Here is a 22842-nt window from a genome sequence, read left to right as displayed (position 1 = left end):
CAGAAGCGGCGCTGGTGGAAATCCAAGCTTTCCAAGGGCTTCGCGAAATCCCGGCTTGACGGGATTTCGTAAATCACGAATTATCGTGAGATGCTTCACGAGAATTCGTCATCGTCCCGCTTCGGCCCCGCCTTCGCTCATGGGCTGGAGGCCGCGCTGGTCGTCGATCCGCAATCGGCGCGAATCCTCGACGCCAACCCGGCGGCCTGCCGGCTGCTCGGCTACGACCGCGACCTGCTGCGGAGCATGCCCGTCACGGAACTGCACCGCGGGCAGGAGGCGGATCTCGTCGTCTTCACCGAGGCGGTGCTGAGCAAGGGCGGCTACTGGACGCGCCGCCTGTCCGCCCGGCACGCGGCGGGACAGACGCTGGCGCTGGAATATGCGGGGGCCGTCCTGCCGGACCCGGCGCCGGGCGGGACGCCCCTGCTGCTGCTGACGCTCCGCGACCTGGACGCCCAGCGCCGCCGCGACATCGACGCGGAGGCGGAACTGTACATGCGCGACGGCATCGGCGAATGGCGCCGGGTGGAACGCGTCTTCCAGGACATCGAGCGGGAGAACCGGCTGATCCTCCAGGCGGCGGGGGAGGGGATCTATGGCGTGGACGCCGAGGGCCGGACGACCTTCGTGAACGCCGCCGCCGAACGCATCCTCGGCTGGACGGCGGAGGAGATGCTGGGGCGCGACATGCATGGGAAGGTCCATCACCACCGCGCCGACGGCACCGACTATCCCTCGCACGAATGCCCGATCTACGCGGCCTTCCGGAAGGGCAAGGTGCAGCGCGTCTCCGACGAGGTGTTCTGGCGCCGCGACGGGCGGCCGGTCTGGGTGGAATACACCAGCACGCCGATCCGCGCCGGCGGCATGGTGGTGGGCGCGGTGATCGTCTTCCGCGACGTGACCGAACGGCGCGAGGCGGACGAGCGGCTGCGCGCCGCGCTAGCCGAGGTGGACCGGCTGCGCCGGCGGCTGGAACTGGAGAACGCCTACCTTCAGGAGGAGATCCGCATCACCGGCAACCATCGGGGCATCATCGGCCGCAGCGCCGCGATCCAGAAGATCCTGAGCCAGGTGGAGCTGGTGGCCCCGACTGACGCCGGCGTGCTCGTGACCGGAGAGTCCGGCACAGGGAAGGAGCTGATCGCACGCGCCATCCACGACTCCAGCCGCCGCAGCGGCCGGCCGCTGATCCGCGTGAACTGCGCCGCCGTCCCGCGCGAGCTGTTCGAGAGCGAGTTCTTCGGCCATGCGCGGGGTGCCTTCACCGGCGCGCTCCGCGACCGGGTCGGCCGGTTCGAGCTGGCCGACGGCGGCACCCTGTTCCTGGACGAGGTCGGCGAGATCCCGCTGGAGCTTCAGGGCAAGCTGCTGCGCGTCCTCCAGGAGGGCCAGTTCGAGCGGGTGGGGGAGGAGCGCACCCGCAAGGTGGACGTCCGCATCGTCGCCGCGACCAACCGCGACCTGCGCGCCGAGGTGGCGGCGGGACGTTTCCGCCAGGACCTCTATTTCCGGCTGAACGTCTTCCCCATCGAGTCCCCGCCACTCCGCGACCGGCCGGAGGACATCCCTCTGCTGGCGTCGCATTTCCTGCGGGACGTGACCCGCAAGCTGAACACGGGGGAGGCGAGCCTCAGCGAAGGGGACGTCCGGCGCCTGACGGCCTACCGCTGGCCGGGCAACGTCCGGGAACTCCAGAACGTCATCGAGCGTGCGGCCATCCTCGCCCGCAACGGGCGCATCCATCTGGACATTCCGGAAAGCCCGGCGGAGGAGCCCGACGCAGCCGCTCCGGTTCGCCTCCCGGCGTCCGGCCCCGTGGACAGGGCGGCGGATGCGGTGGCGCCGGTCGAGACGGAGGCGGAGCGGCGGGAGCGGGAACGGGCCAACATCATGGCGGCGTTGCGCAGGACGGGCGGCAAGGTGTCCGGCCCCGGCGGGGCCGCCGAGCTTCTGGGCCTGCGCCCGACCACCCTGGCGTCGCGCATCAAGGCGCTGGGCATCGACGTGGACCGCAAGGGCGCCGCCAGGCCGCGCTGACGCGCTCCGGCCCGGCGGGCGGGTATTAGTGCTTGCGCGCCTTATCCCCGTCCGGGGCCGGCCTGACGTTGCGCGGGGCCGCGACCTGGGCCGGAGCCATGGTCTGGCGCGCTTCGCCGCCATCCCTCCCGGCGGTATCAGCGCCTTGGCCATCGTCGCGCGACGGCAGTATGTGGCGCGCGGCCTCCACCAGCACCCCCGTCGCCACGCCGGTCGCCGCCTCCGCGATGCCACGTGTCAGGCTCGAACCGGTGTTCGCGGTGCCGCGGCCAGCGTCCGCGACGGCGTGGCGGGCCTTCTTGTTGCTGGTGATGGCAGCGGCCATGGCCGCCAACGCGCTCGCCGCGATCTCGCGGCCCTGCGGCGTTTCCAGGAATTGCACGATCGATCCACTGGACTTGCGGATGGCCTTCGGAATCTTGATGCCCGCGATCTTCTTCGGAAGTTTGAACGCCTGTTTCTTCGCCTTGCCCATGATCCAGCCCGCGTTTTTTGTGAAATCTCCCCTCTGAAACAGGACCGTAACCGTAAGGGTTCCACTCTCCGCATGCCCGTACGCAAGCGCCATGTAGAGTCTAATATGTTGGATACCAAACTGGGCGATGCTAAGGTGGCGTCTGGACGTGCCTCCGACATCGCAGCCGCCCGCCTCGCTGGGCCGGATTGCCGACGGGTTCCAAGGATCCCCGGCAGGTCCGGACGCGCCCGCCAAGGCGAGGACCGGGCATGGGAAAACAGACAAGGACAGGAGTTCACCGGGACATGGGGGACTACAGCACCTTCTTCCTCGCACTCGCCCAGATCATCTGGATCAACATCCTGCTGAGCGGCGACAACGCCGTCGTCATCGCGCTCGCCTGCCGTTCGCTGCCGCCGCACCAGCAGAAGCTGGGCATCGTGCTGGGCACCGCGCCGGCCGTGGTGCTGCGCGTCCTCTTCACGATCTTCATCGTCTATCTGCTGGAGGTGCCCTACCTGAAGCTGGTGGGCGGCCTTCTCCTGCTCTGGATCGCCTATCAGCTCATGGCGCCGGGCGACGAGGGCGGCCATGACGTCAAGGCCGGCGGCTCGCTGATGAGCGCGGTGAAGACCATCGTCATCGCCGACGCGGTGATGAGCCTCGACAACGTCATCGCGATCGCGGCGGCGGCCAAGGGCGACATGCTGCTGCTGATCCTGGGTCTGGGCGTCAGCATCCCAATGATCATCTTCGGCAGCACGCTGGTCCTCGCCGCCATCAACCGCTTCCCGCTGCTCGTCACGGCGGGTGCCGCCCTGCTGGGCTACATCGCGGGCGAGGTCATCGTCAGCGATCCGAGCCTGCACGGGTGGGTCGAGCATTCCATGCCCTCGCTCCATCTCGTGGCGCCGCTGGTCGGGGCGGTCGGTGTCGTGCTGGCCGGCTACGCCGCGGCGCGCGCGGCGGCACGGACGGAGGTGGAGGAAGGGGCCGGCGGCTGACCGCCGGCGCCCCGCTGTCTCCACGGCGCAAGCATCAGCCCAGCAGCGCTTTCACCTCCGCCAGGGTCGGAGCCGCATCGGCCGCTCCGATCCGGGTGGTGGCGAGCGCGCCGCAGGCGGCGGCGAAGCGCACCGCTGCCGGCAGTTCATCGCCGCGCGCCAGCGCGAAGGCCAGCCCGCCGTTGAAGCAGTCCCCGGCCGCCACCGTGTCGATGGCGCGGACCGGGAAGGCCGGCACGAAGCCCTCCGCGCCCTGCCCGCGGAAATAGACGCCCTGCGCGCCCATCTTCACGACGGCGATGCCCAGGCCGCGCTCCGCCAGCCGGGCCGCGGCCGCGGCGGCTTCCTCCGGCGTTCTCGGCCGGATGCCGACCAGGGCCTCGGTTTCGGTCTCGTTGGGCGTCATGATGTCGGCGGCGCGCAGCGCCTCCTCCGGCAGGCCGGCCGCCGGCGCCGGTGCCGGGTCCAGTATGACCCGCCCGCCGCCCGCGCGGGTCAGGGCCGCCGCCGCCAGCGCCGTGGCCAGCGGGATTTCCAGCTGAAGCAGCAGGACCGACGCGTTTCTGAACAGGGGTGCCGCAGCCTCCACGTCGGAGCGGTCCACCGCCATGTTGGCGCCGCCGATCACGGTGATGCAGTTCTCCCCCGAATCCTCCACGCCGATCACGGCGATGCCCGTGGGGTTGCCGCCGTCGGCCCGCAGGTGGCCGGTGCCGACCCCGAACCCGGCGAGGCGCGCGCGCGCCATCTCGCCGAAGGCGTCGGTGCCGGTGCGCCCGGCCATCTCCACCCGCGCGCCCAGCCGGGCGGCGGCGGCGGCCTGGTTGCCGCCCTTGCCGCCCAACCCCATGCTGTAGCGGTTGCCGTGGATGGTCTCGCCGGGGCGGGGCAGACGCCCGCTGTAGGCGCAGACGTCGATGTTGACGCTGCCGAAGACGGCGATCGGGGACGTACCGGTGTCGGTCATGCTTGCCTCGTGGAAGGCCGGCCCACGGACCCGCGCAGGACGAGTTCGGGCGGCAGGGAGATCAGGTCCGGCAGGGGCCGTTCCTCTTCGAGATGGTCGATCAGCAGTTCGGCCGCGCGCGCGCCCAGCGCCCCCGCCGACTGGCGCACGGTGCTGAGCGGCGGGGTGAGATAGGCGGCAAGCTCGATGTCGTCGTAGCCCAGCACCGAAAGGGCGTCCGGCACCCTCAGCCCGCGTTCCTGCGCCGCCCGCAGGACGCCGACGGCCATCATGTCGTTGAAGGCGAAGACCGCGTCGGGCGGTTCGGGCAGGGCGAGCAGCTCCAGGGCCGCGGCATAGCCGCCGGCCATCGTCAGGTCGGCCTCGCGGACCAGCGACCGGTCCACGGCCAGCCCGGCCTCTTCCAGCCCCAGGGCGAAGCCCTCGAACCGGCTGCGGGAGCGCTGGTGTGGGCCGGGGCCGGTGATGCAGGCGATGCGGCGGAAGCCGCAGCCGAGCAGCAGCCCGGCCCCCAGCCGGCCGCCCCGCACCGAATCGTCGGCGACGGCGCAGCAGCCGTCCCGCGGCGGGCTGTCGAGCAGCAGGCGCGGCAGGCCGGGGGCGCGCGCCTCCACCACCTCCAGGAAGGCGAGGTCGGCGTTCGACGTCATCACCACCAGACCGTCGATGCGGCGGCTGTGCAGGGAATCGAAGCAGCGCAGCTGCTTGTCCAGATCGTCGTCGGAGTTGCAGAGGATCAGGCTGTAGCCGCGCTCGAAGGCGGCGGTCTCCAGCCCGTGGATGACCTGGGCGAAGAAGGGGTTGGAGCTGGCGGTGACGATCATGCCCAGCGTGCGGGTGCGGCTGCCCTTCAGCGCGCGGGCGATGCCGTTCGGCGCGTAGCCGAGCGTTCCGATGGCGTCCCGGACCAGCCGTGCGGTCTCCGGCGCCACGAAGCGCGTGCCGTTGATCACGTGGGAGACGGTGCTGACCGACACGCCGGCGGCGCGGGCCACATCCCTGATGGTCGCCATGTTCGGTTGCTCGCAGAAGGAAGCCGTTCCGGCGCAAGCACCTCCCCGGCCGGCGGGCGGCAAGGGAGGCGCCGGCGGCCTTACTTCGTCACGAGCTTCAGTTCGACCGGCAGGGAGGCCGGGACCGTCTCGCCCTTCAGCAGCTTGGCGGCGGTCTCGACGCCCAGCTCGCCGATCAGCGCCGCCTGCTGGGCGACGGTGGCGTGCAGGCTGCCGTCGCGGACGGCGGCCACGCCGTCCTCGGTGCCGTCGAAGCCGATCACCGGGATCTCGCGGCCCGAGGCCTGGATTGCCTTGGCGGCGCCCAGCGCCATCTCGTCGTTGTGGGCGAAGACGGCGTCGATCTTCGGCTGCGCCTGGAGGATGTTCTCCATCACGGTCAGGCCCTTGGTGCGGTCGAAGTCCGCCGGCTGGCTGGCGACGACCTTGATGCCGGACGCCTTGTCCACGACCTCGTGGAAGCCCTGGCCGCGCTCGCGCGCCGCCGAGGCGCCGGGCACGCCCTGCAGCTCGACCACCGAACCCTGGCCGCCCAGCGTGTCGACCAGCAGCTTTCCGGCCATGCGCCCGCCGGCGACGTTGTCGGACGCGATGTGCGCGGCGACCTTGCCGCCGCTGGCCGAGCGGTCCAACGTGATGACCGGGATCTCGGCCCGGTTGGCGGCGCGGACGGCCGAGCGCACGGCGTCCGAATCCGTCGGGTTCACCATCAGCAGCTTGACCTTCTTGTTCACCACGTCCTCGACGTTCGCCAGCTCCTTGGCCGGGTCGTTCTGGGAGTCGAGGACCAGAAGGTCATAGCCGAGCGCCTTGGCCTTGGCTTCCGCCCCGTTCTTCAGGTTCACGAAGAAGGGGTTGTTCAGGGTCGAGACGACCAGGGCGATGCTGTCCGCCGCCTGGGCCGAGGCCGACGCCATGATGGCCGTGGCCGCGAGGGCCGCCGTGAGGAACTTGCGCATGGTGATTCCTTCCTTCGAGGTTTGCCGAACCGGTCTTTCAGCGCCGGTTCAGTGGGATTTGCGGCGGTCCAGCAGGACCGCGAGCAGGATGACGGCGCCCTTGGCGATCATCTGGTAATAAGAGGACACGTCCATCAGGTTGAGCGCGTTGTTGAGGACGCCGATGATGAGCGCCCCCACCAGGGTGCCGAAGAGGGAGCCGCGGCCGCCCGACAGGCTGGTGCCGCCGACGACCACCGCGGCGATGGCGTCCAGCTCGTAGCTGGCGCCGGCGGTCGGCTGCGCGCTCTCCAGCCGGGCGGTCAGGATGACGCCGGCGAGTGCCGCCAGAAGGCCGGAAAGCGCGTAGACGGCGGTCTTCACCCGGTTGACGCCGATGCCCGACAGCCGCGCCACCACCTCGTTCCCGCCCACCGCGTAGGTGTAGCGGCCGAAGCGGGTCAGCGTCAGCACCACGGCGCCCAGGGCGAAGACCAGGGCCGCGATCAGCACCGGCACGGGCAGGCCCAGCACATAGCCGCCGCCGACCGACCAGAAGGCGTCCGCCGCCGCGCCTTCGCCCGTGGTGATCGGCCGCCCGTCGGTGTAGACCAGCGTGGCGCCGCGCAGGATGGTCATGGACACCAGCGTGGCGATGAAGGGCTGCACCGCGCCCACGCCCACGGCAATGCCGTTGGCGGCCCCCAGCCCGGCGCCCAGCGTCAGGGCCAGGGCGACCGCCAGCCACAGGTTCACGTCCGCGCCGACGAGCGAGGCGCAGACCGCCCCGCAGATCGCCAGGACCGATCCGACCGACAGGTCTATGCCGCCCGACAGGATCACGAAGGTCATGCCGACGGCGATGACCGCGTTGATTGAGGTCTGCCGCAGGATGTTCAGCAGGTTGTCCACCGTCAGGAAGCTGGGGCTCAGCAGCGAGACGGCCGCCATCAGCAGGACGAGGCCGACGAGGGGCTTGTTGCGGGACAGGAAGGTCTTCAGCGGGTCCATGATCGTCTCTATTCCCAGCGTCGGGCGGCGGCTGTCAGGTCAGGCGACGGCGCGGGCCAGGATCTTCTCCTGGGTCGCCTCGCCGCGGTCGAAGCGGCCGGTCAGGCGGCCGCCGGACATCACCAGGATGCGGTCGGCCAGCCCCAGAAGCTCCGGCATGTCCGAGGACATCAGCAGGATGCACAGCCCCTTCGCCTTCAGTTCGTTGATCAGCGTGTAGATCTCGCGCCGCGCGCCCACGTCGACGCCGCGCGTCGGCTCGTCCAGGATCACCACCTTGGGCGCGAGCAGTAGCGCCTTCGCCAGCGACACCTTCTGCTGGTTGCCGCCGGACAAGGTGCGGATCTCCGCGTCGATGTCCCGCGCCTTGACCGAGAAGGCGTCCATGAAGCGGCGCACGGCGGAGCGCTCCTCGCCCCGGCGGATCAGCCCGCCGGGCCGGCTCAGACCCTCCAGTGCGGCGAGCGACATGTTGGTCTGGATCGAATGGGCCTGGATCAGCCCCTCGAACTTGCGGTCCTCCGGCACATAGGCGATGCCGGCCCGCACGCCGTCGCGCGGGTGGCCGAGCCTGACCTCGGCGCCGTCCACGCGCACGCGGCCGCCGCTGAGCGGGTTGGCGCCGTAGATGGCCTTGGCGAGTTCGGTCCGGCCGGCGCCCATCAGCCCGGCGAAGCCGACGATCTCGCCGCCGGCTGCCGTGAAGCTGACGTCGTTCACGCCCGCCGCACGGAGATTCTCCACCGCGAGCCGTTCCGGGCCGGGCGCGCAGGGCAGGTAGGGGAACTGGTCGGCGATGGTGCGGCCGACCATGTGGCGGATCAGCTCCGCCTCGTCCAGATCGGCGACGCGCGCCCGGTGCACCATCTGACCGTCGCGCAGCACCGTCACGCTGTCGCAGAGCGCGAAGATCTCCGCCAGCCGGTGCGAGATGTAGATGATGCCCTTGCCCTCCGCCCGCAGGCCGCGGATCACCTCGAACAGGACGTCCGTCTCGACGTCCGTCAGGGCGTCGGTCGGCTCGTCCATGATGATCAGTTCGGCGTCAAGCGCCAGGGCGCGGGCGATCTCCACCATCTGCTGCTGGCCGACGCTCAAGGTCCCGACCCGGCGGTCCGGGTCGATCCGTTGCCGCAGCCGGTCCAGCAGCCGTGCGGCCTCCTGCCGCATCCGGGCGCCGTCGGTCAGCCCCAGCCGGTTGAGCGGCTCGCGGCCCAGGAAGATGTTCTCAGCCACCGTCAGATGCGGCAGCAGGTTCAGTTCCTGGTGGATCATCGCCACGCCCGCGTCGATTGCCTGGCGCGGCGTGGTGAACTGCACGGGCCGGCCGCGCAGGCGGATGGTGGCGCCGGGATCGGCCGGAATGATGCCGGTGACGATGCGCATCAGCGTCGATTTGCCGGCGCCGTTCTCGCCCATCAGGGCCATCACCTCGCCCGCATGGACCCGCAGGGCGACCCCGGACAGCACGCCGACGCCGTTGAAAGCTTTGCTGACCCCCGACAGGTCGAGAAGGACGGGACGTCCATCCTGGTCCGCCGGTCCCGGCGGAACCGCCGTGTCGCGCTCGCTCGGCATGCCGTCCGCCCTCAGAAGGTGACGCCGGATTTCAGGATGATGTTGGCGTAGGGGCTGCATTCCCCCGTCCGCGCCACCGCCAGGGCGGAGGCGGTCTGCCGCTTGAACTCCTCGTGCGGAACCGCCTCGATCTCGATGGGGCGGCCCTGGGCGGCGCCGATGGCCGCCAGCACCTCGTCCAGCTGATGGCGCAGCACGGGGTTGCCCGACGCCATCTCCGTGGCGATCACCGCCCCCTCAATCATCATCTCACCGGCCACCGCCGCCAGCACGTCCAGGAAGGAGGGAAGGCCGGGCACCAGTGCCAGGTCGATCCGTTGCGGACCGGCCGGAATGGGCAGCCCGGCATCGGCGATCACCAGCGTCTGGGTGTGGCCCAGGCATGCGACCGCATGGCTGAGCGGCGCGTTCAGGAGAGTGGACCGTTTCATCGTTCGAAGGCTCCGCAATCCGGCGGGGAAGCTGTGTCCGGCGGCAGCGTTCCGCGACCGGACGATGACCTCCTATCACCGCCGAAACGTTTGCGCAAACGTTTGCGTCGATGCGCCGCAGCAAGGGTAGGGCGGAAATCCGAGGGCAGGGTGGGGAGCGGGACCATGAAAAGGACGAAGGCCGCGCAATCGCCAGCACGGCCCGGCCCGGTGCCCTGCCCGAACGGGCGGTCCTCTTTCGGTAATCCTTCCGCGCCGTCGGCTAGCGCCGGTCCAACGTGCCGGTCAGGCGGCCGGCGCCGTCACGGATCACGAACCGGTCGGAACCAGGATGGAGCGGTTTCACCGGGGACAGAACGCGTCCAGCCGGGTCGCGGACCACCATCTGGTCGGACCCCGGATGCAGGGGCCGGACCGTCCCGGCCGGGCGCCCGGCGCCGTCGCGCAGCTGGTAGCTTTCAGAGCCCGGATGAAAGGGTCTGGCGGTCCCGGTCGTAGCATTTCCCATGCTTCGGCCGAACGCGTCGCCGGCCCGCGCGGGCGTCGCGGCCAGCGCCGTCATGGCAAGAAACAGGGTGAGGGCGGGGATCATGCGCATCGCGCTCTCCGGTGGTCGTCGAGAGACTCAACCGCCGGACACCGGGTTCATGACCGCCCCTTGCGCCGGGACGGTCCGATCATTCTCACTGGACCCGGAGCGCGCCTTCGTCCGCGTGCCAGGACATGGCGAGCGCCATGTCGAGGTCCTGGCCCGCGTGGATGGCGCGCAGGCAGAGCCGGACGCTGAGGTAGAACTGCCGCCTGCGCCAGGGCGCGTCGGTCATGGCGGCCGTCAGCACCTCTTCGAACCGGCCGAAGCTGCCCTTGACGAGGTCCCGCAGGGAGCCGGGCTCCGTCCGGTCGCGCATCATGGCACTCGACAGTTCGTCCATCACTTCCAGGGCCGCATCGGTCGGGTCGTTTGCGGCGGCGACGGCTTGGCTGTGCATGCGGCTCGGTCCAGAGGGCACGTCCAAAGGCGGACACGCCCTTTGTAGGCTCCGCATGGTTAGCAATTCGTTACGACGACGGAAACGATTACCAGCCGCGATAATATCTTTCGCGCTCCCGGTTCCAGCGGCGCTCCTCGCGCCAGCGCTCCCGCCGCCATTCCCGGTGGGCGTCGCGGCGCTGCTCGATCATCTGGCCCATACGGACGCAGGCGCGGCGGTTGCCCCAGTCGCAGGCGCGCCGGACCTCGCCGAAGGACGGCCCGTCGCCACGATGGCCCCGCCAATGATCGTGCGCCTGCAGCGGCGCTGGCAGAATGGCGGACGCGATCAGGCACAGGCCGGCGGCCCACAAGCGTAAGCGCATGGCTCTTCTCCGAGAAGGAGGCGTGTCGGGGAGGTTGTGCAAGGATGAACGTGAGGGGTCCAAGTCTTATTCCACCGTCGACGCTTTCCTTGCCCTGATCCGTGTCGGTACCTCCGCCGCCCAGGCTCGCCCGATATTTGGAAAGGTCCGCCTTGCGGGGGCTCAAAGACGGATCCGCTCTTTTCGGGTGTGCTGGCCTCTTGCAGCGGGGTCGGGACGGGGCCATCTGGGGTGGCATCGGCTCCGGGCCCCTCTGGCGGTCCGCTCTTGCGCGGACCGCGATGTCGGAGCCCTTCACCTGCGAGGACGGAAGCGCCGTCCCCATCTGGAGGGTTCAGTGACCGCCGCGTCTTTCTTTTCAAATCAGTATGGTGTTTACGACGGCCCCGCGCGGCGCAATCTGCGCGAACGGCTGGAGCGGCTCACCTGGGCGATGGATAGCGCCCTGCGCGTTCCCGGCACGAACATCCGCCTGGGCGCCGACGCCCTGCTCGGCATGGTGCCGGTGGCCGGCAATCTCGCGACCACGGCGGTGTCCGCCTACCTGATCGCCGAAGCCTGGCGGCTGGGCGTTCCGCGCGGCACCATCGCGCGCATGGCGGCGAACGTGGCGCTGGACAGCGTGGTCAGCTCGGTTCCCGTGCTGGGCACCGTGGCCGACGTCTTCTGGAAGGCGAACCGCAAGAACATGGCTCTGCTTGCGGAGCACATCGACCGCACCGGACCGGGGGCGGGCGCTTCCAAGGCGGGGTCGGGCCGGACGGGCGCGTCCACCGTCATCGACGGCGACTGGCGCCGCATGTCCTGACGGGCCGCCTGTCCTGACGGGAGGTGCCGGGCACTTTCCCGGCACCGGTGCGTTCCGTTCGTGACATCCCATCGAGGAGAGACAGCGATGACAGCCATGAAACCCAAAATCCGTGCGGGTGCGGCGGCCCTGCTGCTGCTTGGCCTCCCCGTCCTGGCCGCCTGCGACGACCAGCAGGCCGCGGAGAGGACGGGGGAAGAGATCGGTCGCGCCGTCGACCAGACGGCGGAGCGGATCGGCGATGCGGTCGGCAAGGTGACCGAGGGGGCGGGCGAGATGCTTCAGGACGCCGGCCGCTCCATCGAAGAGGGCGCTCGCGACGCCGCCCGCGGCGACGGGCAACCGGAACAGCCCCGCCCGAATCCGTGATGCCGGCGCCGTGACGCCAGCCGTCCGGGCGTGTTCACGAGGGAGGAACATTCCAACCCGGAGACAGGCATGGACGAGAAGCGTGGCGAGAACAGCGGTATGACGGACGAATCCGGCGACAAGCCGGCACAAACCCCGAATGCCGGAAAGATCGATGACAAGATGAGCGAGGCGCAGGAAGACGCCGCCAAGGAGCGGGCCGAGAACGGCGGCTACCAGTAAGGCGTTCTTCATGCCGCCCTGAATCAAGCCCCCTGAATGATCAGGATGAATGATTGGGCCGTGGCCGCTTTCGCGGCCACGGCCCTTTCGACTCAGGCGCTTTTCGACTTAGACGCTTCCGGAATGATGGAGTCCCGATCGCCCGGTCACGCGGCCTTGAAGGCGCGCATGTTCACGTCGCCCTCGGCGAGCTGGTTCAGCTTCTGGTCGGTCGCCTTCTCCTCCTCCAGCGTCTCCTCGAGCAGGCGTGCGACGTCCGTCATCCCGCAGGTCTCGGCGAGCGTGCGGAGCGATCCGTAGGCGGCGATCTCGTAATGCTCGACCTTCTGCGCCGCCATGATCAGGGCGACGTCGAGCACTTCCGGGGCGAGCCCTTCGCCCATGATTTCCTCGGCCTCCTCGACGAGGCCCTGGGTGGCCTCGCAGGTGTTCCCGCCCGGATCGGCCTTCAGCATCTGGAAGACCTGATCCAGCCGCTGGATCTGGCCCTGCGTTTCCTGGATGTGGGTCTGGAACGCCTGCTTCAGCTGCTGCGAGGAGGCCGCCTCGGCCATCTTCGGCAGCGCTTCCATGATCTGGGTTTCGGAACTGTAGGTGTCCTGCAATTCCTTGATGAAAAGTTCCTTGAGTGCCTGTGCTGACATGATGGAGTTCTTCCCGTTGTTGCGGCGCCGTTCGCGGCTGGAAAGCCGGCGGCGCACCCCTACAACACGGTCAGGGCCGGTTCCTCGCGCCCGTCACTTCGCTGTTCTCGTCCGCCTGCGGGCGGGAGGGAGCCCGGCCGGGCAGCGGCGTCTGGGGAATGATGCCCGGCGATGTCTCGGTGGAGGGCGTCGGCAGGCCGTCCATGTCGTTGGCGAAGGTGGGGTCATCGCGGTCGTTTTCCTGCATGGCGGGTCTCCTGGGGATTTCCGTGGTGTTGACCGGTAAACAGACCGGGGACTGGTTCGGTCCGGCCGGAACCCTGGTGGAGCAGCGCGTGTTGCCGGGAGACCCGCCCGGGAACCCGCTGGAGACCACCCCATGACGAAACCCACGATGACGGCCGCCGCCCTGCTGGCGCTGCTCAACCTGTGCGCCGCCTGCGGCATGGCGGGGGAGGGTGGGCGCAGCCTGTACGGAGTCGACCGGGAAGGCGGTCTCAACATGAACGCCTCTCAGACCCATGGGCAGGGAGAGTTGCGCGACGGGGACGCCGATTCCGGTGGGCTGCCCGACGGGAATGGCCTGTTCGCCCCTCAGAATTGAGCGTGCTGCCCGATTGGGCTGGTTGACGTCCCGACGCCCGGCGGTAAGGGTGTGGCCCGCGCGAGGAGTGCCGGGAACGGCGGCCCGCCGCGATCCGGGCCAACTTCTTGGGGCGCTTGCGTGACACCGCATCTCGTCGTCGACGTCACCGGCCATGGCTACGGCCATCTGAGCCAGGTCACACCCGTCGTTCTCGCCCTGCGAAACCGCGTGCCGGGTCTTCGGCTCACGGTGCGCAGCTTGTTGAGGGCGGAGATCGTGCGCGATTTCCTGGGCGAGGATTGCGGGTTCGCACCACCTCCGCCGGACTTCGGCATGGCCATGCACAGCCCCATCGACGTCGATGGGGAGCGCAGTGCCGAGGCCTACGCGGCGCTCCACGCCGCCTGGCCGGCCGTCGTGGCGGAGGAGGCGGAAAAGCTGGCGGCGCTGGCGCCCACCCTGCTGCTGTCGGGCGTCGGCTATGCCGGGCTTGCGGGTGCGGCACGCGCCGGGTTGCCGGCGGTGGCCCTGTCCTCCCTCAACTGGGCCGACATCTACCGGACCTACTGCCTCGGCTTTCCGGGTGCCGCGGCGGTTCACGGGCAGATGCTCGACGCCTATCGCAGCGCGCGGATGTTCCTGCAGATAGAGCCGCATCTGCCGATGACGGATCTGCCCAACCGACGCTCCGTCGGCCCGGTCGCGCGGCTCGGGACCGACCGGCGCGCGGAACTGGCCGACGCCCTCGGGGGACGGCCGTCCGACCGGTTCGCGCTCGCCTCCCTGGGCGGGATCCAGGGTCCCGCCTCGATGTGCCGCCTGCCGCGGGTGCCGGGGCTGCGGTGGCTGGCCGATCCCGACCTCGCCGCCAGCCTCCCCGGCCGCGACGACGTCACCCCGGTGTCGGCGGTTCCCTTGCGTTTTCTCGACGTGCTGCGGAGCTGCGACCTGGTGGTCACCAAGCCAGGCTACGGGACCATCGTCGAGGCCGTGTGCAACGGGACGCGCGTGGTCTATTGCGAGCGCCCGGACTGGCCGGAGACCGCGGGCATGGACGGCTGGGCGCGCGCGAAGGGAAGGGCGATGATGATCGGCCGTTCGGACCTTGCGGAGGGCGGCTACGGGGACCGGCTGCTCGCCCTGCTGGACGGCCCGGCGCCGGCACCAGTGGAGCCCTCCGGCGTGGCCGCGGCGGCGGAGCTGATCGCCGGCCTGCTGGCTTGATCCCGTGGTTGGGCTGCGGCCTTTCCGGAGCTGTGCGGATGGCCGCCGGAACACCCCCGGCGGCCATCGTCGCCTATGCGAGATCCGCGATGATGCCGCCGTCGGGCGAGAGCCGGACCGTTACCGCCATCAGCGGCTCACAGGCCGGGCCCGCGACCGGGGCGCCGGTCTCCGCGTCGAACTCGGCCCCGTGGTTCGTGCAGCGCAGCCGCAGCCCGTCGGCGCTGAGCACGCGGGGGCCGCGGTAGGTGAGCGGCAGAAAGACATGCGGGCAGAGGTCCCGGAACACCCGCACCGCACCGCCCTGCCGCAGGACGAGCAGCGGCAATTCCTCCTCCCCGACCGTGCGGCGGACCGGAGTCACGCCCTCCGGGTAATCCCCGACCCGGCCGAGGGAGACGCCCCCCGGCCGCAGCTCGTGGCTCTCCCGGCTGTGGTTTTCCTGGCCTGGAACGTCCGCAGCCGGTTCGCTCATGCCGCGTCCCGCGGTTTCAGGACGCCGCGGCGGATCTGGTCTTCCTCGATGGATTCGAACAGGGCGCGGAAATTGCCCTCGCCGAAGCCGTCGTCGCCCCGGCGCTCGATGAACTCGAAGAAGACCGGGCCGATCATGTTGGCCGAGAAGATCTGCAGGAGGATGCGGGCCTCGCGCCGTTCCACCACCCCCTCGCCGTCGATCAGGATGCCGGACCGGCGCAGCCGGGCGACGTCCTGCCCGTGGCCCGGCAGACGCGTGTCGATGCGGTCGTAATAGGCGCCGGGAGGCGAGGGCATGAAGGGCAGCCCGTCCTCGCGGAGCCTTTCGATGGTGGTGTAGATGTCGCGGCAGCCCGTGGCGATGTGCTGGATGCCCTCGCCCTTATACTCGTTCAGATACTCCTCGATCTGGCTTTTCTCGTCCGCCGACTCGTTCAGCGGGATGCGGATGCGGCCGTCGGGGCTGGTCAAGGCCCGGGAAAAAAGCCCGGTCATCTTGCCTTCGATGTCGAAATAACGGATCTGCCGGAAGTTGAAGATGCGCTTGTAGAAGTCGTACCAGACATCCATGCGGCCACGGTAGACGTTGTGCGTCAGGTGGTCGATGTAGAACAGCCCGCGCCCGGCCGGCGCCGGGTCGCGCTCGCCCAGCCATTCGAACTCCGCGTCATAAACGGAGCCCTTCTTTCCATAGACGTCCACGAAATACAGCAGGCTCCCGCCGATGCCCTTGATCGCCGGCACGTCCAGGGTCTTGGCGCCGTCGGCCGGATCAGCCGGCTCGGCGCCGAGCGAAAGCGCGCGCTCGTAGGCGTGCCGGGCATCGACCACCCGGAATCCCATGGAGGGCACGCTGGGGCCGTGCAGCGCGGCGAAGCCCGCGGCCTGGGTGCCCGCGCCGGCGCTGACCAGATAATCGATGTCCCCCTGGCGGTAGAGGGTGCTGCCGTTCGTCCGGTGCCGGGCGACCGCCGTGAAGCCCATCAGGCGGAAGAGCGAATGGAGCTTTTCCGGGTCGGGGTGGGTGTATTCGACGAAAGCGAAACCGTCGGTTCCCGCCGGGTTGTCGTCGGTGATCCGGGCGGTCGGGGCGTCCTGCGGAAAGGGACCCATGGCGTTTCCTCCTTCGGAGCGCGGGGGCCGGTTCGGCACCGCCGGGCTCGCTCTTGCTTGGCCGGCCGATCCGGACACATGGGGGGCGCCGGACCACTCATCCCGCCATTGTGCGTCGGAGGGCATGAAACAGGTTTGCAAAGCGGTGGAGAAAATGGGCTAGTCATGCACGGATCGTGCATGGAACAGGAGAAATGACGTGACTGCCCGCACTTTGGACGAATTCGACGTCCGTATCCTGCACGCCTTGCAGCGCGATGGCAGGCTCGGCAACCAGCAGCTCGCCGAGGAGGTCCACCTGTCGCCTTCGCAATGCTCGCGCCGCCGGACGGCGCTGGAGGAGGCGGGGGTGATCCGGCGCTACCGGGCGGAGCTCGACCCGGAAAGGCTGGGCATGACGGTCACGGCGCTGGTGCAGGTCACCTTGGCGACCCACAGCCCCGACACCTCGACGGAGTTCCGTGCGCTGGTCGGCCGCATCGCGGCGATTCAGAAGGCCTGGTCGGTGACCGGCGATACCGATTACGTGCTGCAGGTGATCGTTGCCGACCTGCGCGGCCTGTCCACCCTGATCAGCGACGTGCTGCTGCCCCACCGCAGCGTCGCCCACGTGAAGTCCAGCATCGTGCTCGACACGCTGAAATCCGACGCGGACATACCCCTGCCGGACCCCGGCCGCGGGTGAACGGGCCGGGGCCGAGTCCTTCCGTCAGGCTGGGGCGGCCGGCTGTCACCGCACGAGCGACTGCGAGATTTCCTTCACCTTGCGGGTCGAGGAGTTCGCTGCCCGCGTGGCCGAGGCGATGCCGCTCATGCTGTCGCTGATGCCGCTGACGCCCTGCGCGACCGACTGCATGTTGGACGACATCTCGCGGGTCACCGCGTCCTGCTCCTCCACGGCCGCGGCTATGGTCGTGGAGATGTCGTTGATCTGGTTGATCACGTCCGAGATGTCGCTGATGGCGGCCGCGGCCTTGCCCGTGGCGCTCTGCACGCTGGAAATCTGCTCGGAAATATCGGCGGTGGCCCTGGCGGTCTGTCCGGCCAGGTTCTTCACCTCGTTCGCGACCACGGCAAAGCCCTTGCCTGCCTCTCCCGCGCGGGCCGCTTCGATGGTGGCGTTCAGGGCGAGCAGGTTCGTCTGGCTCGCGATGTCCTGGATGAGCTTGACGACGTCGCCGATGCGGGACGCCGCGTGGGTAAGGCTCGCCACGATGGCGGCCGTGCTGTTCGCCTGATCCACTGCCTGGGCCGTCACCGATGCGGCATCCGCCATGCGGCGGCCGATCTCGGTGATGGAGGCCGCAAGCTGCTCCGCCCCGGCCGCCGCGGCCTGAACATTGGACGATATCTGCACGGAAGCACCGGCCGCGGTGCTGGCCTGCTCGTTGGCCGAGGCTAGGGACTGCGTGATCGCGCCGATGTCGGTGTCGATGTCTCTCTGCACCGCCGCGCGCCGCAGCCGTTCCTCGACCTCGGTGGTGACGTCCGTCGCGAACTTGGTGATCTTCAGCAGCTTGCCCGCGGGGTCGAAGATCGGGTTGTAGCTCGCCTGGATCCAGACCTCCCGGCCGCCCTTGGCGAGCCGCTTGTATTCCGCGACCTGGTACTCGCCCCGGTTCAGGGAGTCCCAGAAGCGGCCGTACTCCTCGCTTTCGCGGAACGCCGGATCGACGAACATCCGGTGATGCCGGCCCTTGATTTCCCCGATCGTGTAGCCGACCACGCGCAGGAAGTTGTCATTCGCATCGAGGATGGTTCCATCCGGCTGGAAATGAATGACCGCCTGCGATTTGTTGATGGCGTTGATCTGTCCCTGGTAGTCCGCGAATCTCAAGGTCTGTTCGGTGACGTCGGTCGCGAACTTGACCACCTTGTAGGGCCTGCCGTTACGGCCGAGGACCGGGTTGTAGCTGGCCTGGATCCAGATTTCGCTTCCGGCCTTGGTGATCCGCTTGAATGTTCCAGTCAGGTATTGGCCGCTCCGAAGACTCTCCCAGAATTGTTTGTAGCTATCCGTGTCGCGGTCGCTCTCGGCGACGAAGAGGCTGTGATGCTTCCCTTTGATGTCGTCGAGCGAGTAGCCCACCGCTTTCAGGAATTTTTCGTTGGCGGTGATGACCGTGCCGTCGAGATCGAATTCGATGATCGCCTGAGACTTGTCCAGAGCGTTGAGCTTAGCACTCAACTCGGAACCGTTCAGAAACGCGACCATACACCCCTCCCTCTTCGTTGATTATAGGCACTGCCACCGGGCGGGTCGCAGGCTACAAGAGACCTGGGCATAAAAGATAGTATCGCTTTACAGATAAACTCCTAAGGAATGTTTCCATTCTGTAACGGTTTTTTAGAACCATCATCAATGCGGTCGCCGCGGAGGGCGTCTGATGTTTCCGGACAACCTGCGGGCGCTCAGAGCGCATCCACGTCGATGCGCGCGTCGGCGAAGGCCTTGCGGACCTTCTCGATCCTGTCGGGCGCCAGAGGCCTGAGTTCCCGTTCGTAGCAGCTTATCGCGCTGAGGAAGACGCCCGAACGTTCGGCAAGCTCGCGCATCGGCCAGCCCACCGACTGGCAGGCTTTTCGGCATTGCTTGGGTGTCATGGCGGGCTGCCTGCGCCCCGAGAACGCAGCGTCGCGGGCAGGCGGGGTACGGACGTGCGGCGCGCCGGGGCGGCTGTCCCGCCCGTGTCCGGCTTCTCCAGGATGCGCGCGATCTGCCGGCGGAGGTGGCTCGCGGGCTCGCCGCTGATGGCGACCAGCATGTCGAATTTTGGATCATAGCCGGGGGCTAAATCGTCTTCGGATAAACCATCCTCGGGCATCGTCCGGACTCCCCTTCTTTTCAGACATAAGTATGGGACCTATGCCGGAGGGTGTATCGCCTGATTGCTGGCATCCAGGATAAAATTTACACAAATTGCAACATACCCGGGTGCTCCACACCCGGCTGCTCCACGCTGTTCGCGGGAACGGAAGCCTCTCCTTCGCGAGGCGCAACCGCCCGGTGGCCTCTCAGCCCTCCTCCCTGTCCGTCTGCGTCTCCGCGGCCGCGGGCTGCGGCACCGATCCGAGCAGAGAGCCTATGCGCTGGTGAGCGTCCCGCAACAGTTCCAGCGCCCGAGCGTCGGCTGCCTCGGCGCGGCTGAACCGCTCCGCAAGGGAGAGGGCGTTGCGCTCCAGGTCATGGGCGCGGTCGGCGATCTCGCGGAGCGCACGGGCGGCATCCCGGAAGCGCTCCTTCGGCCCGTTCGCGCGCATGTCGGCAATGCGGCGCTCCGCCTCCGCCAGCGTCTGGGGCGTGGCGGCGAACAGCGTGCCCCTGGCGGGCTCAATGCCCTCGAACGTCATCCCGTCCTGCTGCTGGTAAGCGGCTCCATTGTCCAGCACGATCCGGCCCGACGGCGTGCGGCGGGCAACCGTCCGAAGCTCGGCCCAGTTGCTGTCCTGGGATGTGTCGGCGGCAATGACTCTCGCACCCGGCATGGCCTGCGAAACGTCGGTGAGCGCGTGCTCGCTCCAGGAGAACTCGCTGCTGCCGGTCATGCTGTGCCGCTCCCTCTGGACGTGTTGCTTTGCAAAGCTCAAGCGGTTCCGGCGCCCGGCCAGACGATACGAGAAAACCGCCAGGAATTATCTCGCCGTCGCCGCCATCACCGCAATCGTCCTTTGGCTCCGACAGCCGTCCACGGAACCGGTCCGGCATCCGCCCGTGACGGATATTGGATGGAGTCAGGGGGCATTGTCCGGGGGCGTTCATGGGGGTGGCGTCACCCGGCTTTATTCATCGAGGTTGGACATGATCCGCGTGTTTATCGGCTATGATTCCTGTGGAACGGTTGCTTTCCATGTCTTCTCACACAGCATCCAGGCCCGCGCGAGTCGCCCCGTATCCATCACACCTCTTGCTTTGACCCAGCTGGATGACCTGTTCCGCCGTGAACGGGATCTCAAGCACAGAACTGAATCGCAGGTGTGGCAGTTTCGGATCTATAAGATGGGCACCGCAGAGCGGCATCGAAAGAAAAAATTCACAAGAAAATAAGGCTGTCGTAAGGCGTAGGGTTCATTTGGAACAAAGATGCGTGCGGACTTTTGCTTAAAGCAGTAAAAAAACCAAGAGCCCATTCAATGTGAATGCCAGCGGAGCATGGCACCGCAGGCTTTGTCGTATCCCGGTAGTGCCATGCCCCTTGTAGAAGCGATCTTATTAAAACTTGATAGGGCGGCTTGAGGGTCTCGCCTAAAGTGCCTTTCAAAACCAATCAGGCTCTCAGTCAGATCAACGGCTTGGCTCCCCTAAGCAGAGTTTTTTGATTTGCGCTCTAAATCATGCTCCATACGCTGTCCATTGGGGTCGGGGTTAAACAATCACCCAAGTGTTGACGAAAGTAGAGGCGTTCACGCCAGTAAAGGTAAGATCTGATGTGCTGCCATCCGCAAATGTAATCGTTAGAAAAGTATCGCTTTCTGTACCGAAAGCGGTAAAGTGAGCGTTAGCCTCCAGTTTTATGCGGTCGCCGGAATTGAAATCGAAGTCAGTTATGATGTCAGAGCCGTGCCGAGCGGAAATAGAGAACGTATCGGCCCCTAGTCCACCAGTTAATATGTCATTCCCGGCTGAACCCACAAGCAGGTCGTTGTCGCCGCCGCCGCGAAGATTGTCGTCGCCCAGACCCCCGGTTAAAGTATCAGAACCAAGTGCGCCCTGAATAGTATCGAACCCTTGTCCTCCTTGTAATAGGTCATTTCCCTTTCCCCCTAGGAGAAGGTCTGCGCCAATGTTGCCATTAATAATATCGTCGCCTGCATTGCCGTAGATAGCATCGTTGCCCGCCCCTCCCGACAGAGAGTCGCCGCCGTCGAGCCCGGTCAGGATATCGTCGCCATCGCTGCCGGATAGGGTATCGGCGTTGACACCACCCAGCAGGTTATCCGGCCCGGTGGTTCCGTTCAGCAGCGTTCCGGGCGCGCTCCTGGCCCCGTAGAGGAACTGGATGCCGCTGATGTCGTCCTGCGTCAGGGTGGTGATGGAGGGGTTGACCAAGCTCGACATGATCGTCTGCGCGCGGTCCTCGTGATCGAGCCCCAGCGCGTGCCCGATCTCATGGATCGCGACGGTGCGGAAAAACTCGTGGGTCCAGGTCTCGGCGGCGTCGAACGCGATGTCGGCCCACAGGACGTTATCCTGCGCGTAGATGGTGTAGCAGATGCCGAGCGTCTGCGACGGGCCGTCGATGTCGTCCTGCCCGAACCGAATGTCGACCGTGCTCGCGTCGGACACTTCCTGAAAATTCACGTTTGCGACGCTCGACCAGGTGGCGAAGGCCTCCCGGATCGCGCCGCGCCAGTCGAACCCCGGAAGGTTGAGGCGGTAGTCGAAGGGGTGGCGGTCGCCGCGCGCCCCGTTCTCCTCGACATTGGTGTAGTTGCGGAGGGAATCGAGGCTGTAGGTGATCAATGCACCGGACCCGAACTTGTAGGGCTCGAGGACATAGCGGCTCACATCGAGCTGGGCCTGCATGGGATGGTTCCTTCGTGAACGGAGATAGCGTTTCAGACCTGAAAGAGGCGCGCCGCCAGTGTAGAGGACAAGTTTTAACATGCGCTTAGTTTTTGCTAAAACGCTTAGTACTAGAGCCGGTCTCTACCGTTTCGAGTTCGTCGTTTCCAATGTGAACGGCGCGCACCCTGCTGGTGTCGTCTTCGCCAGAGGGACCAGGCGATAACGGCGTCTGGTGGCGCGGGTGACCGGCCGGGCCAGGCAGCCAGGAGGGTACGGATCTCGGGGACAGTCAGCGGTAGAAGGTCGGCGTTCAGGTCGAGGGTCTCCTCCCCCCGATGGCCGCTGCTCGCACGACGGTCAGGAAGGCCAGGGCCAGCATGGCGAGCGTCACATGCCGGTGCCATCCGGTCCAGGAGCGCACCTCGTACTGGTCGAGCCCGACTTCGCCCTTGGCGGCTTCAAAACAGGACTCAATGGTCCAGCGTGAGCCGGCGACAACAAGCAGCGTGGCCGGCGGCGTGCCCTCCGGGGCATAGGTCAGGCAGTAGGTCAGCGTGTCCGGTTCGCTCAAGGAACGCCGTACCAGCAGGCCGCGGCAACAGCCATCATGGAGTGATGGATAGGTCCTGTGCGCCCAGTCGTACAACCGCGGCCCTTTGGCAATGTCGCCGGCACTCAGCCGCTGCCAGTCCGTAGACATGCATACTGCTCTTGCCGCATGGCCTCTTTGAAAACTTCAGAAATGGGGGAGAGATTGTCGTAAATGATGCTGAAAGCAGCGCCAGCCGCCGCGAGAGCATCCGCGTACGCTTGAGTATGATGGAATCGAAAATCGGCCAATGGCATCCGACCGAGTGTGCCATCCATAAGCCGTTTCAGCCGGTATGACTCGGAGCGAGCGCCGTTCTTCGCTTGGGGTGATGCGCACGAGAGAGCTTTCGGCTTCCTCTCCAAACAACACCGTACGGACATTCTTAGGTGCCGCTTCAAGACGAGCTTCGCTCTGTTCGGGCAGTTGCCTGGCCTTGGCTCTTGCTTCTCACTCCACGTCTTGTGAGCGGCTTGTGAACAGTGCCGTGTAGCCAATACCCTTGA

General features: G+C 67.6%; 28 protein-coding genes and 2 pseudogenes. 10 read left to right on the top strand and 20 right to left on the bottom strand.

The window, feature by feature from the left end; all coding sequences use genetic code 11:
• Window positions 1-90: 90 nt before the first annotated feature.
• On the top strand, window positions 91-2043 hold the full coding sequence (locus JUB11_RS03235; RefSeq protein WP_207456124.1) for a sigma 54-interacting transcriptional regulator: 1953 nt from the start codon (window positions 91-93) through the stop codon (window positions 2041-2043).
• A 25-nt stretch (window positions 2044-2068) separates the two neighbouring features.
• On the opposite strand, the gene JUB11_RS03230 is transcribed toward JUB11_RS03235, so the two are convergent.
• Window positions 2069-2518, bottom strand: coding sequence for a hypothetical protein (locus tag JUB11_RS03230; protein WP_207456122.1), 450 nt, complete (start codon window positions 2516-2518; stop codon window positions 2069-2071).
• A 287-nt stretch (window positions 2519-2805) separates the two neighbouring features.
• Here JUB11_RS03230 and JUB11_RS03225 point away from each other — a divergent pair, with 287 nt between their 5' ends.
• Window positions 2806-3504 (top strand): TerC family protein, encoded by a 699-nt coding sequence (locus tag JUB11_RS03225; protein ID WP_207456120.1) that lies wholly within the window; start codon window positions 2806-2808, stop codon window positions 3502-3504.
• A gap of 34 nt (window positions 3505-3538) precedes the next feature.
• On the opposite strand, the gene rbsK is transcribed toward JUB11_RS03225, so the two are convergent.
• The 9 genes from rbsK to JUB11_RS03180 all read right to left on the bottom strand — a co-directional run bounded on the left by rbsK (window position 3539) and on the right by JUB11_RS03180 (window position 10798).
• Complete coding sequence (rbsK, locus tag JUB11_RS03220; RefSeq protein ID WP_207456118.1) at window positions 3539-4471, bottom strand: ribokinase; 933 nt, start codon at window positions 4469-4471, stop codon at window positions 3539-3541.
• Window positions 4468-5484 carry a LacI family DNA-binding transcriptional regulator gene (locus JUB11_RS03215; protein ID WP_207456116.1) on the bottom strand — a complete coding sequence of 339 codons (1017 nt, stop codon included), beginning with the start codon at window positions 5482-5484 and terminating at the stop codon, window positions 4468-4470. Before JUB11_RS03215 ends, rbsK begins: the two co-directional genes overlap by 4 nt.
• Before the next feature lie 80 nt (window positions 5485-5564).
• Complete coding sequence (gene rbsB / locus JUB11_RS03210) at window positions 5565-6443, bottom strand: ribose ABC transporter substrate-binding protein RbsB (protein WP_207456115.1); 879 nt, start codon at window positions 6441-6443, stop codon at window positions 5565-5567.
• A gap of 48 nt (window positions 6444-6491) precedes the next feature.
• Window positions 6492-7433: a ribose ABC transporter permease gene (gene rbsC / locus JUB11_RS03205; RefSeq protein WP_207456114.1), complete on the bottom strand. Its 942-nt coding sequence runs from the start codon at window positions 7431-7433 to the stop codon at window positions 6492-6494.
• Window positions 7434-7472: 39 nt separating this feature from the next.
• On the bottom strand, window positions 7473-9011 hold the full coding sequence (locus JUB11_RS03200; RefSeq protein WP_207456113.1) for an ATP-binding cassette domain-containing protein: 1539 nt from the start codon (window positions 9009-9011) through the stop codon (window positions 7473-7475).
• 11 nt (window positions 9012-9022) lie between these two features.
• On the bottom strand, window positions 9023-9442 hold the full coding sequence (gene rbsD / locus JUB11_RS03195) for a D-ribose pyranase (RefSeq protein WP_207456110.1): 420 nt from the start codon (window positions 9440-9442) through the stop codon (window positions 9023-9025).
• A gap of 262 nt (window positions 9443-9704) precedes the next feature.
• On the bottom strand, window positions 9705-10040 hold the full coding sequence (locus JUB11_RS03190; RefSeq protein ID WP_207456104.1) for a hypothetical protein: 336 nt from the start codon (window positions 10038-10040) through the stop codon (window positions 9705-9707).
• 85 nt (window positions 10041-10125) lie between these two features.
• A complete protein-coding gene (locus tag JUB11_RS03185; protein WP_207456101.1) occupies window positions 10126-10431 on the bottom strand; it encodes a hypothetical protein in 306 nt (101 codons plus the stop codon).
• A gap of 88 nt (window positions 10432-10519) precedes the next feature.
• Window positions 10520-10798, bottom strand: coding sequence for a hypothetical protein (locus JUB11_RS03180; RefSeq protein ID WP_207456099.1), 279 nt, complete (start codon window positions 10796-10798; stop codon window positions 10520-10522).
• 337 nt (window positions 10799-11135) lie between these two features.
• Between JUB11_RS03180 and JUB11_RS32600 the strand changes: the two genes are divergently transcribed.
• The 3 genes from JUB11_RS32600 to JUB11_RS03165 all read left to right on the top strand — a co-directional run bounded on the left by JUB11_RS32600 (window position 11136) and on the right by JUB11_RS03165 (window position 12197).
• On the top strand, window positions 11136-11606 hold the full coding sequence (locus JUB11_RS32600; RefSeq protein WP_348771342.1) for a DUF4112 domain-containing protein: 471 nt from the start codon (window positions 11136-11138) through the stop codon (window positions 11604-11606).
• Window positions 11607-11702: 96 nt separating this feature from the next.
• Window positions 11703-11975, top strand: coding sequence for a hypothetical protein (locus JUB11_RS03170; protein WP_207456096.1), 273 nt, complete (start codon window positions 11703-11705; stop codon window positions 11973-11975).
• A 69-nt stretch (window positions 11976-12044) separates the two neighbouring features.
• Window positions 12045-12197, top strand: a complete 153-nt coding sequence (locus tag JUB11_RS03165) for a hypothetical protein (protein WP_207456095.1) — start codon at window positions 12045-12047, stop codon at window positions 12195-12197.
• 146 nt (window positions 12198-12343) lie between these two features.
• Here JUB11_RS03165 and JUB11_RS03160 read toward each other — a convergent pair whose 3' ends face one another.
• Window positions 12344-12841, bottom strand: coding sequence for a ferritin-like domain-containing protein (locus JUB11_RS03160; protein WP_207456094.1), 498 nt, complete (start codon window positions 12839-12841; stop codon window positions 12344-12346).
• Window positions 12842-12911: 70 nt separating this feature from the next.
• Window positions 12912-13088 carry a hypothetical protein gene (locus tag JUB11_RS03155; protein ID WP_207456093.1) on the bottom strand — a complete coding sequence of 59 codons (177 nt, stop codon included), beginning with the start codon at window positions 13086-13088 and terminating at the stop codon, window positions 12912-12914.
• 132 nt (window positions 13089-13220) lie between these two features.
• Here JUB11_RS03155 and JUB11_RS03150 point away from each other — a divergent pair, with 132 nt between their 5' ends.
• Both JUB11_RS03150 and JUB11_RS03145 read left to right on the top strand, forming a co-directional pair.
• Window positions 13221-13445, top strand: a complete 225-nt coding sequence (locus JUB11_RS03150; protein ID WP_207456092.1) for a hypothetical protein — start codon at window positions 13221-13223, stop codon at window positions 13443-13445.
• A gap of 120 nt (window positions 13446-13565) precedes the next feature.
• The gene (locus tag JUB11_RS03145; protein WP_207456090.1) at window positions 13566-14651 is read left to right on the top strand and encodes a hypothetical protein; all 1086 of its coding nucleotides are present in this window, start codon (window positions 13566-13568) and stop codon (window positions 14649-14651) included.
• 73 nt (window positions 14652-14724) lie between these two features.
• Here JUB11_RS03145 and JUB11_RS03140 read toward each other — a convergent pair whose 3' ends face one another.
• Window positions 14725-15126: a Rieske (2Fe-2S) protein gene (locus JUB11_RS03140; protein WP_207456089.1), complete on the bottom strand. Its 402-nt coding sequence runs from the start codon at window positions 15124-15126 to the stop codon at window positions 14725-14727.
• Window positions 15123-16241, bottom strand: a complete 1119-nt coding sequence (hppD, locus tag JUB11_RS03135) for a 4-hydroxyphenylpyruvate dioxygenase (RefSeq protein WP_207456088.1) — start codon at window positions 16239-16241, stop codon at window positions 15123-15125. Before hppD ends, JUB11_RS03140 begins: the two co-directional genes overlap by 4 nt.
• Window positions 16242-16440: 199 nt before the next feature.
• On the opposite strand from hppD, the gene JUB11_RS03130 reads away from it, so the two are divergent.
• Complete coding sequence (locus JUB11_RS03130) at window positions 16441-16926, top strand: AsnC family transcriptional regulator (RefSeq protein WP_207456087.1); 486 nt, start codon at window positions 16441-16443, stop codon at window positions 16924-16926.
• Window positions 16927-16971: 45 nt separating this feature from the next.
• On the opposite strand, the gene JUB11_RS03125 is transcribed toward JUB11_RS03130, so the two are convergent.
• The 4 genes from JUB11_RS03125 to JUB11_RS03110 form a co-directional block, all read right to left on the bottom strand.
• Complete coding sequence (locus tag JUB11_RS03125; RefSeq protein ID WP_207456086.1) at window positions 16972-18456, bottom strand: PAS domain-containing methyl-accepting chemotaxis protein; 1485 nt, start codon at window positions 18454-18456, stop codon at window positions 16972-16974.
• A gap of 197 nt (window positions 18457-18653) precedes the next feature.
• Window positions 18654-18845 carry a helix-turn-helix transcriptional regulator gene (locus JUB11_RS03120; RefSeq protein WP_207456085.1) on the bottom strand — a complete coding sequence of 64 codons (192 nt, stop codon included), beginning with the start codon at window positions 18843-18845 and terminating at the stop codon, window positions 18654-18656.
• Window positions 18842-19066, bottom strand: a complete 225-nt coding sequence (locus JUB11_RS03115; RefSeq protein ID WP_207456084.1) for a hypothetical protein — start codon at window positions 19064-19066, stop codon at window positions 18842-18844. Before JUB11_RS03115 ends, JUB11_RS03120 begins: the two co-directional genes overlap by 4 nt.
• Window positions 19067-19256: 190 nt before the next feature.
• The gene (locus JUB11_RS03110; protein ID WP_207456082.1) at window positions 19257-19787 is read right to left on the bottom strand and encodes a hypothetical protein; all 531 of its coding nucleotides are present in this window, start codon (window positions 19785-19787) and stop codon (window positions 19257-19259) included.
• 22 nt (window positions 19788-19809) lie between these two features.
• Here JUB11_RS03110 and JUB11_RS03105 point away from each other — a divergent pair.
• Window positions 19810-19920 (top strand): annotated as a pseudogene (locus JUB11_RS03105) (IS5/IS1182 family transposase); the annotation flags it as partial.
• Window positions 19921-20040: 120 nt separating this feature from the next.
• Entirely contained in the window at window positions 20041-20286 is a 246-nt protein-coding gene (locus tag JUB11_RS03100) for a hypothetical protein (RefSeq protein ID WP_207456415.1), read from the top strand.
• Window positions 20287-20604: 318 nt separating this feature from the next.
• Here JUB11_RS03100 and JUB11_RS03095 read toward each other — a convergent pair whose 3' ends face one another.
• Together JUB11_RS03095 and JUB11_RS03090 are read right to left on the bottom strand one after the other, a co-directional pair.
• Window positions 20605-21765, bottom strand: a complete 1161-nt coding sequence (locus tag JUB11_RS03095; protein WP_207456080.1) for a matrixin family metalloprotease — start codon at window positions 21763-21765, stop codon at window positions 20605-20607.
• Window positions 21766-21888: 123 nt separating this feature from the next.
• Window positions 21889-22444 (bottom strand): annotated as a pseudogene (locus tag JUB11_RS03090) (IS701 family transposase); the annotation flags it as partial.
• Window positions 22445-22842 lie beyond the last annotated feature (398 nt).

It is taken from the genome of Azospirillum sp. SYSU D00513 (genome assembly GCF_017356015.1).
Lineage (GTDB): Bacteria > Pseudomonadota > Alphaproteobacteria > Azospirillales > Azospirillaceae > Azospirillum.
This window is presented reverse-complemented; position numbering and strand designations above follow the sequence as displayed.

Coding starts and splice junctions, on each gene's coding strand:
- JUB11_RS03125 (WP_207456086.1), bottom strand. CDS start 18,456: ATGGTCGCGTTTCTGAACGGTTCCGAGTTGAGTGCTAAGCTCAACGCT.
- JUB11_RS03170 (WP_207456096.1), top strand. CDS start 11,703: ATGAAACCCAAAATCCGTGCGGGTGCGGCGGCCCTGCTGCTGCTTGGC.
- rbsC (WP_207456114.1), bottom strand. CDS start 7,433: ATGGACCCGCTGAAGACCTTCCTGTCCCGCAACAAGCCCCTCGTCGGC.
- JUB11_RS03200 (WP_207456113.1), bottom strand. CDS start 9,011: ATGCCGAGCGAGCGCGACACGGCGGTTCCGCCGGGACCGGCGGACCAG.
- JUB11_RS03155 (WP_207456093.1), bottom strand. CDS start 13,088: ATGCAGGAAAACGACCGCGATGACCCCACCTTCGCCAACGACATGGAC.
- JUB11_RS03165 (WP_207456095.1), top strand. CDS start 12,045: ATGGACGAGAAGCGTGGCGAGAACAGCGGTATGACGGACGAATCCGGC.
- JUB11_RS03215 (WP_207456116.1), bottom strand. CDS start 5,484: ATGGCGACCATCAGGGATGTGGCCCGCGCCGCCGGCGTGTCGGTCAGC.
- JUB11_RS03190 (WP_207456104.1), bottom strand. CDS start 10,040: ATGCGCATGATCCCCGCCCTCACCCTGTTTCTTGCCATGACGGCGCTG.
- JUB11_RS03100 (WP_207456415.1), top strand. CDS start 20,041: ATGATCCGCGTGTTTATCGGCTATGATTCCTGTGGAACGGTTGCTTTC.
- JUB11_RS03230 (WP_207456122.1), bottom strand. CDS start 2,518: ATGGGCAAGGCGAAGAAACAGGCGTTCAAACTTCCGAAGAAGATCGCG.
- rbsB (WP_207456115.1), bottom strand. CDS start 6,443: ATGCGCAAGTTCCTCACGGCGGCCCTCGCGGCCACGGCCATCATGGCG.
- JUB11_RS03095 (WP_207456080.1), bottom strand. CDS start 21,765: ATGCAGGCCCAGCTCGATGTGAGCCGCTATGTCCTCGAGCCCTACAAG.
- JUB11_RS03160 (WP_207456094.1), bottom strand. CDS start 12,841: ATGTCAGCACAGGCACTCAAGGAACTTTTCATCAAGGAATTGCAGGAC.
- JUB11_RS03235 (WP_207456124.1), top strand. CDS start 91: ATGCTTCACGAGAATTCGTCATCGTCCCGCTTCGGCCCCGCCTTCGCT.
- JUB11_RS03180 (WP_207456099.1), bottom strand. CDS start 10,798: ATGCGCTTACGCTTGTGGGCCGCCGGCCTGTGCCTGATCGCGTCCGCC.
- JUB11_RS03115 (WP_207456084.1), bottom strand. CDS start 19,066: ATGCCCGAGGATGGTTTATCCGAAGACGATTTAGCCCCCGGCTATGAT.
- hppD (WP_207456088.1), bottom strand. CDS start 16,241: ATGGGTCCCTTTCCGCAGGACGCCCCGACCGCCCGGATCACCGACGAC.
- JUB11_RS03110 (WP_207456082.1), bottom strand. CDS start 19,787: ATGACCGGCAGCAGCGAGTTCTCCTGGAGCGAGCACGCGCTCACCGAC.
- JUB11_RS03225 (WP_207456120.1), top strand. CDS start 2,806: ATGGGGGACTACAGCACCTTCTTCCTCGCACTCGCCCAGATCATCTGG.
- rbsD (WP_207456110.1), bottom strand. CDS start 9,442: ATGAAACGGTCCACTCTCCTGAACGCGCCGCTCAGCCATGCGGTCGCA.
- JUB11_RS03140 (WP_207456089.1), bottom strand. CDS start 15,126: ATGAGCGAACCGGCTGCGGACGTTCCAGGCCAGGAAAACCACAGCCGG.
- JUB11_RS03185 (WP_207456101.1), bottom strand. CDS start 10,431: ATGCACAGCCAAGCCGTCGCCGCCGCAAACGACCCGACCGATGCGGCC.
- JUB11_RS03150 (WP_207456092.1), top strand. CDS start 13,221: ATGACGAAACCCACGATGACGGCCGCCGCCCTGCTGGCGCTGCTCAAC.
- rbsK (WP_207456118.1), bottom strand. CDS start 4,471: ATGACCGACACCGGTACGTCCCCGATCGCCGTCTTCGGCAGCGTCAAC.
- JUB11_RS03120 (WP_207456085.1), bottom strand. CDS start 18,845: ATGACACCCAAGCAATGCCGAAAAGCCTGCCAGTCGGTGGGCTGGCCG.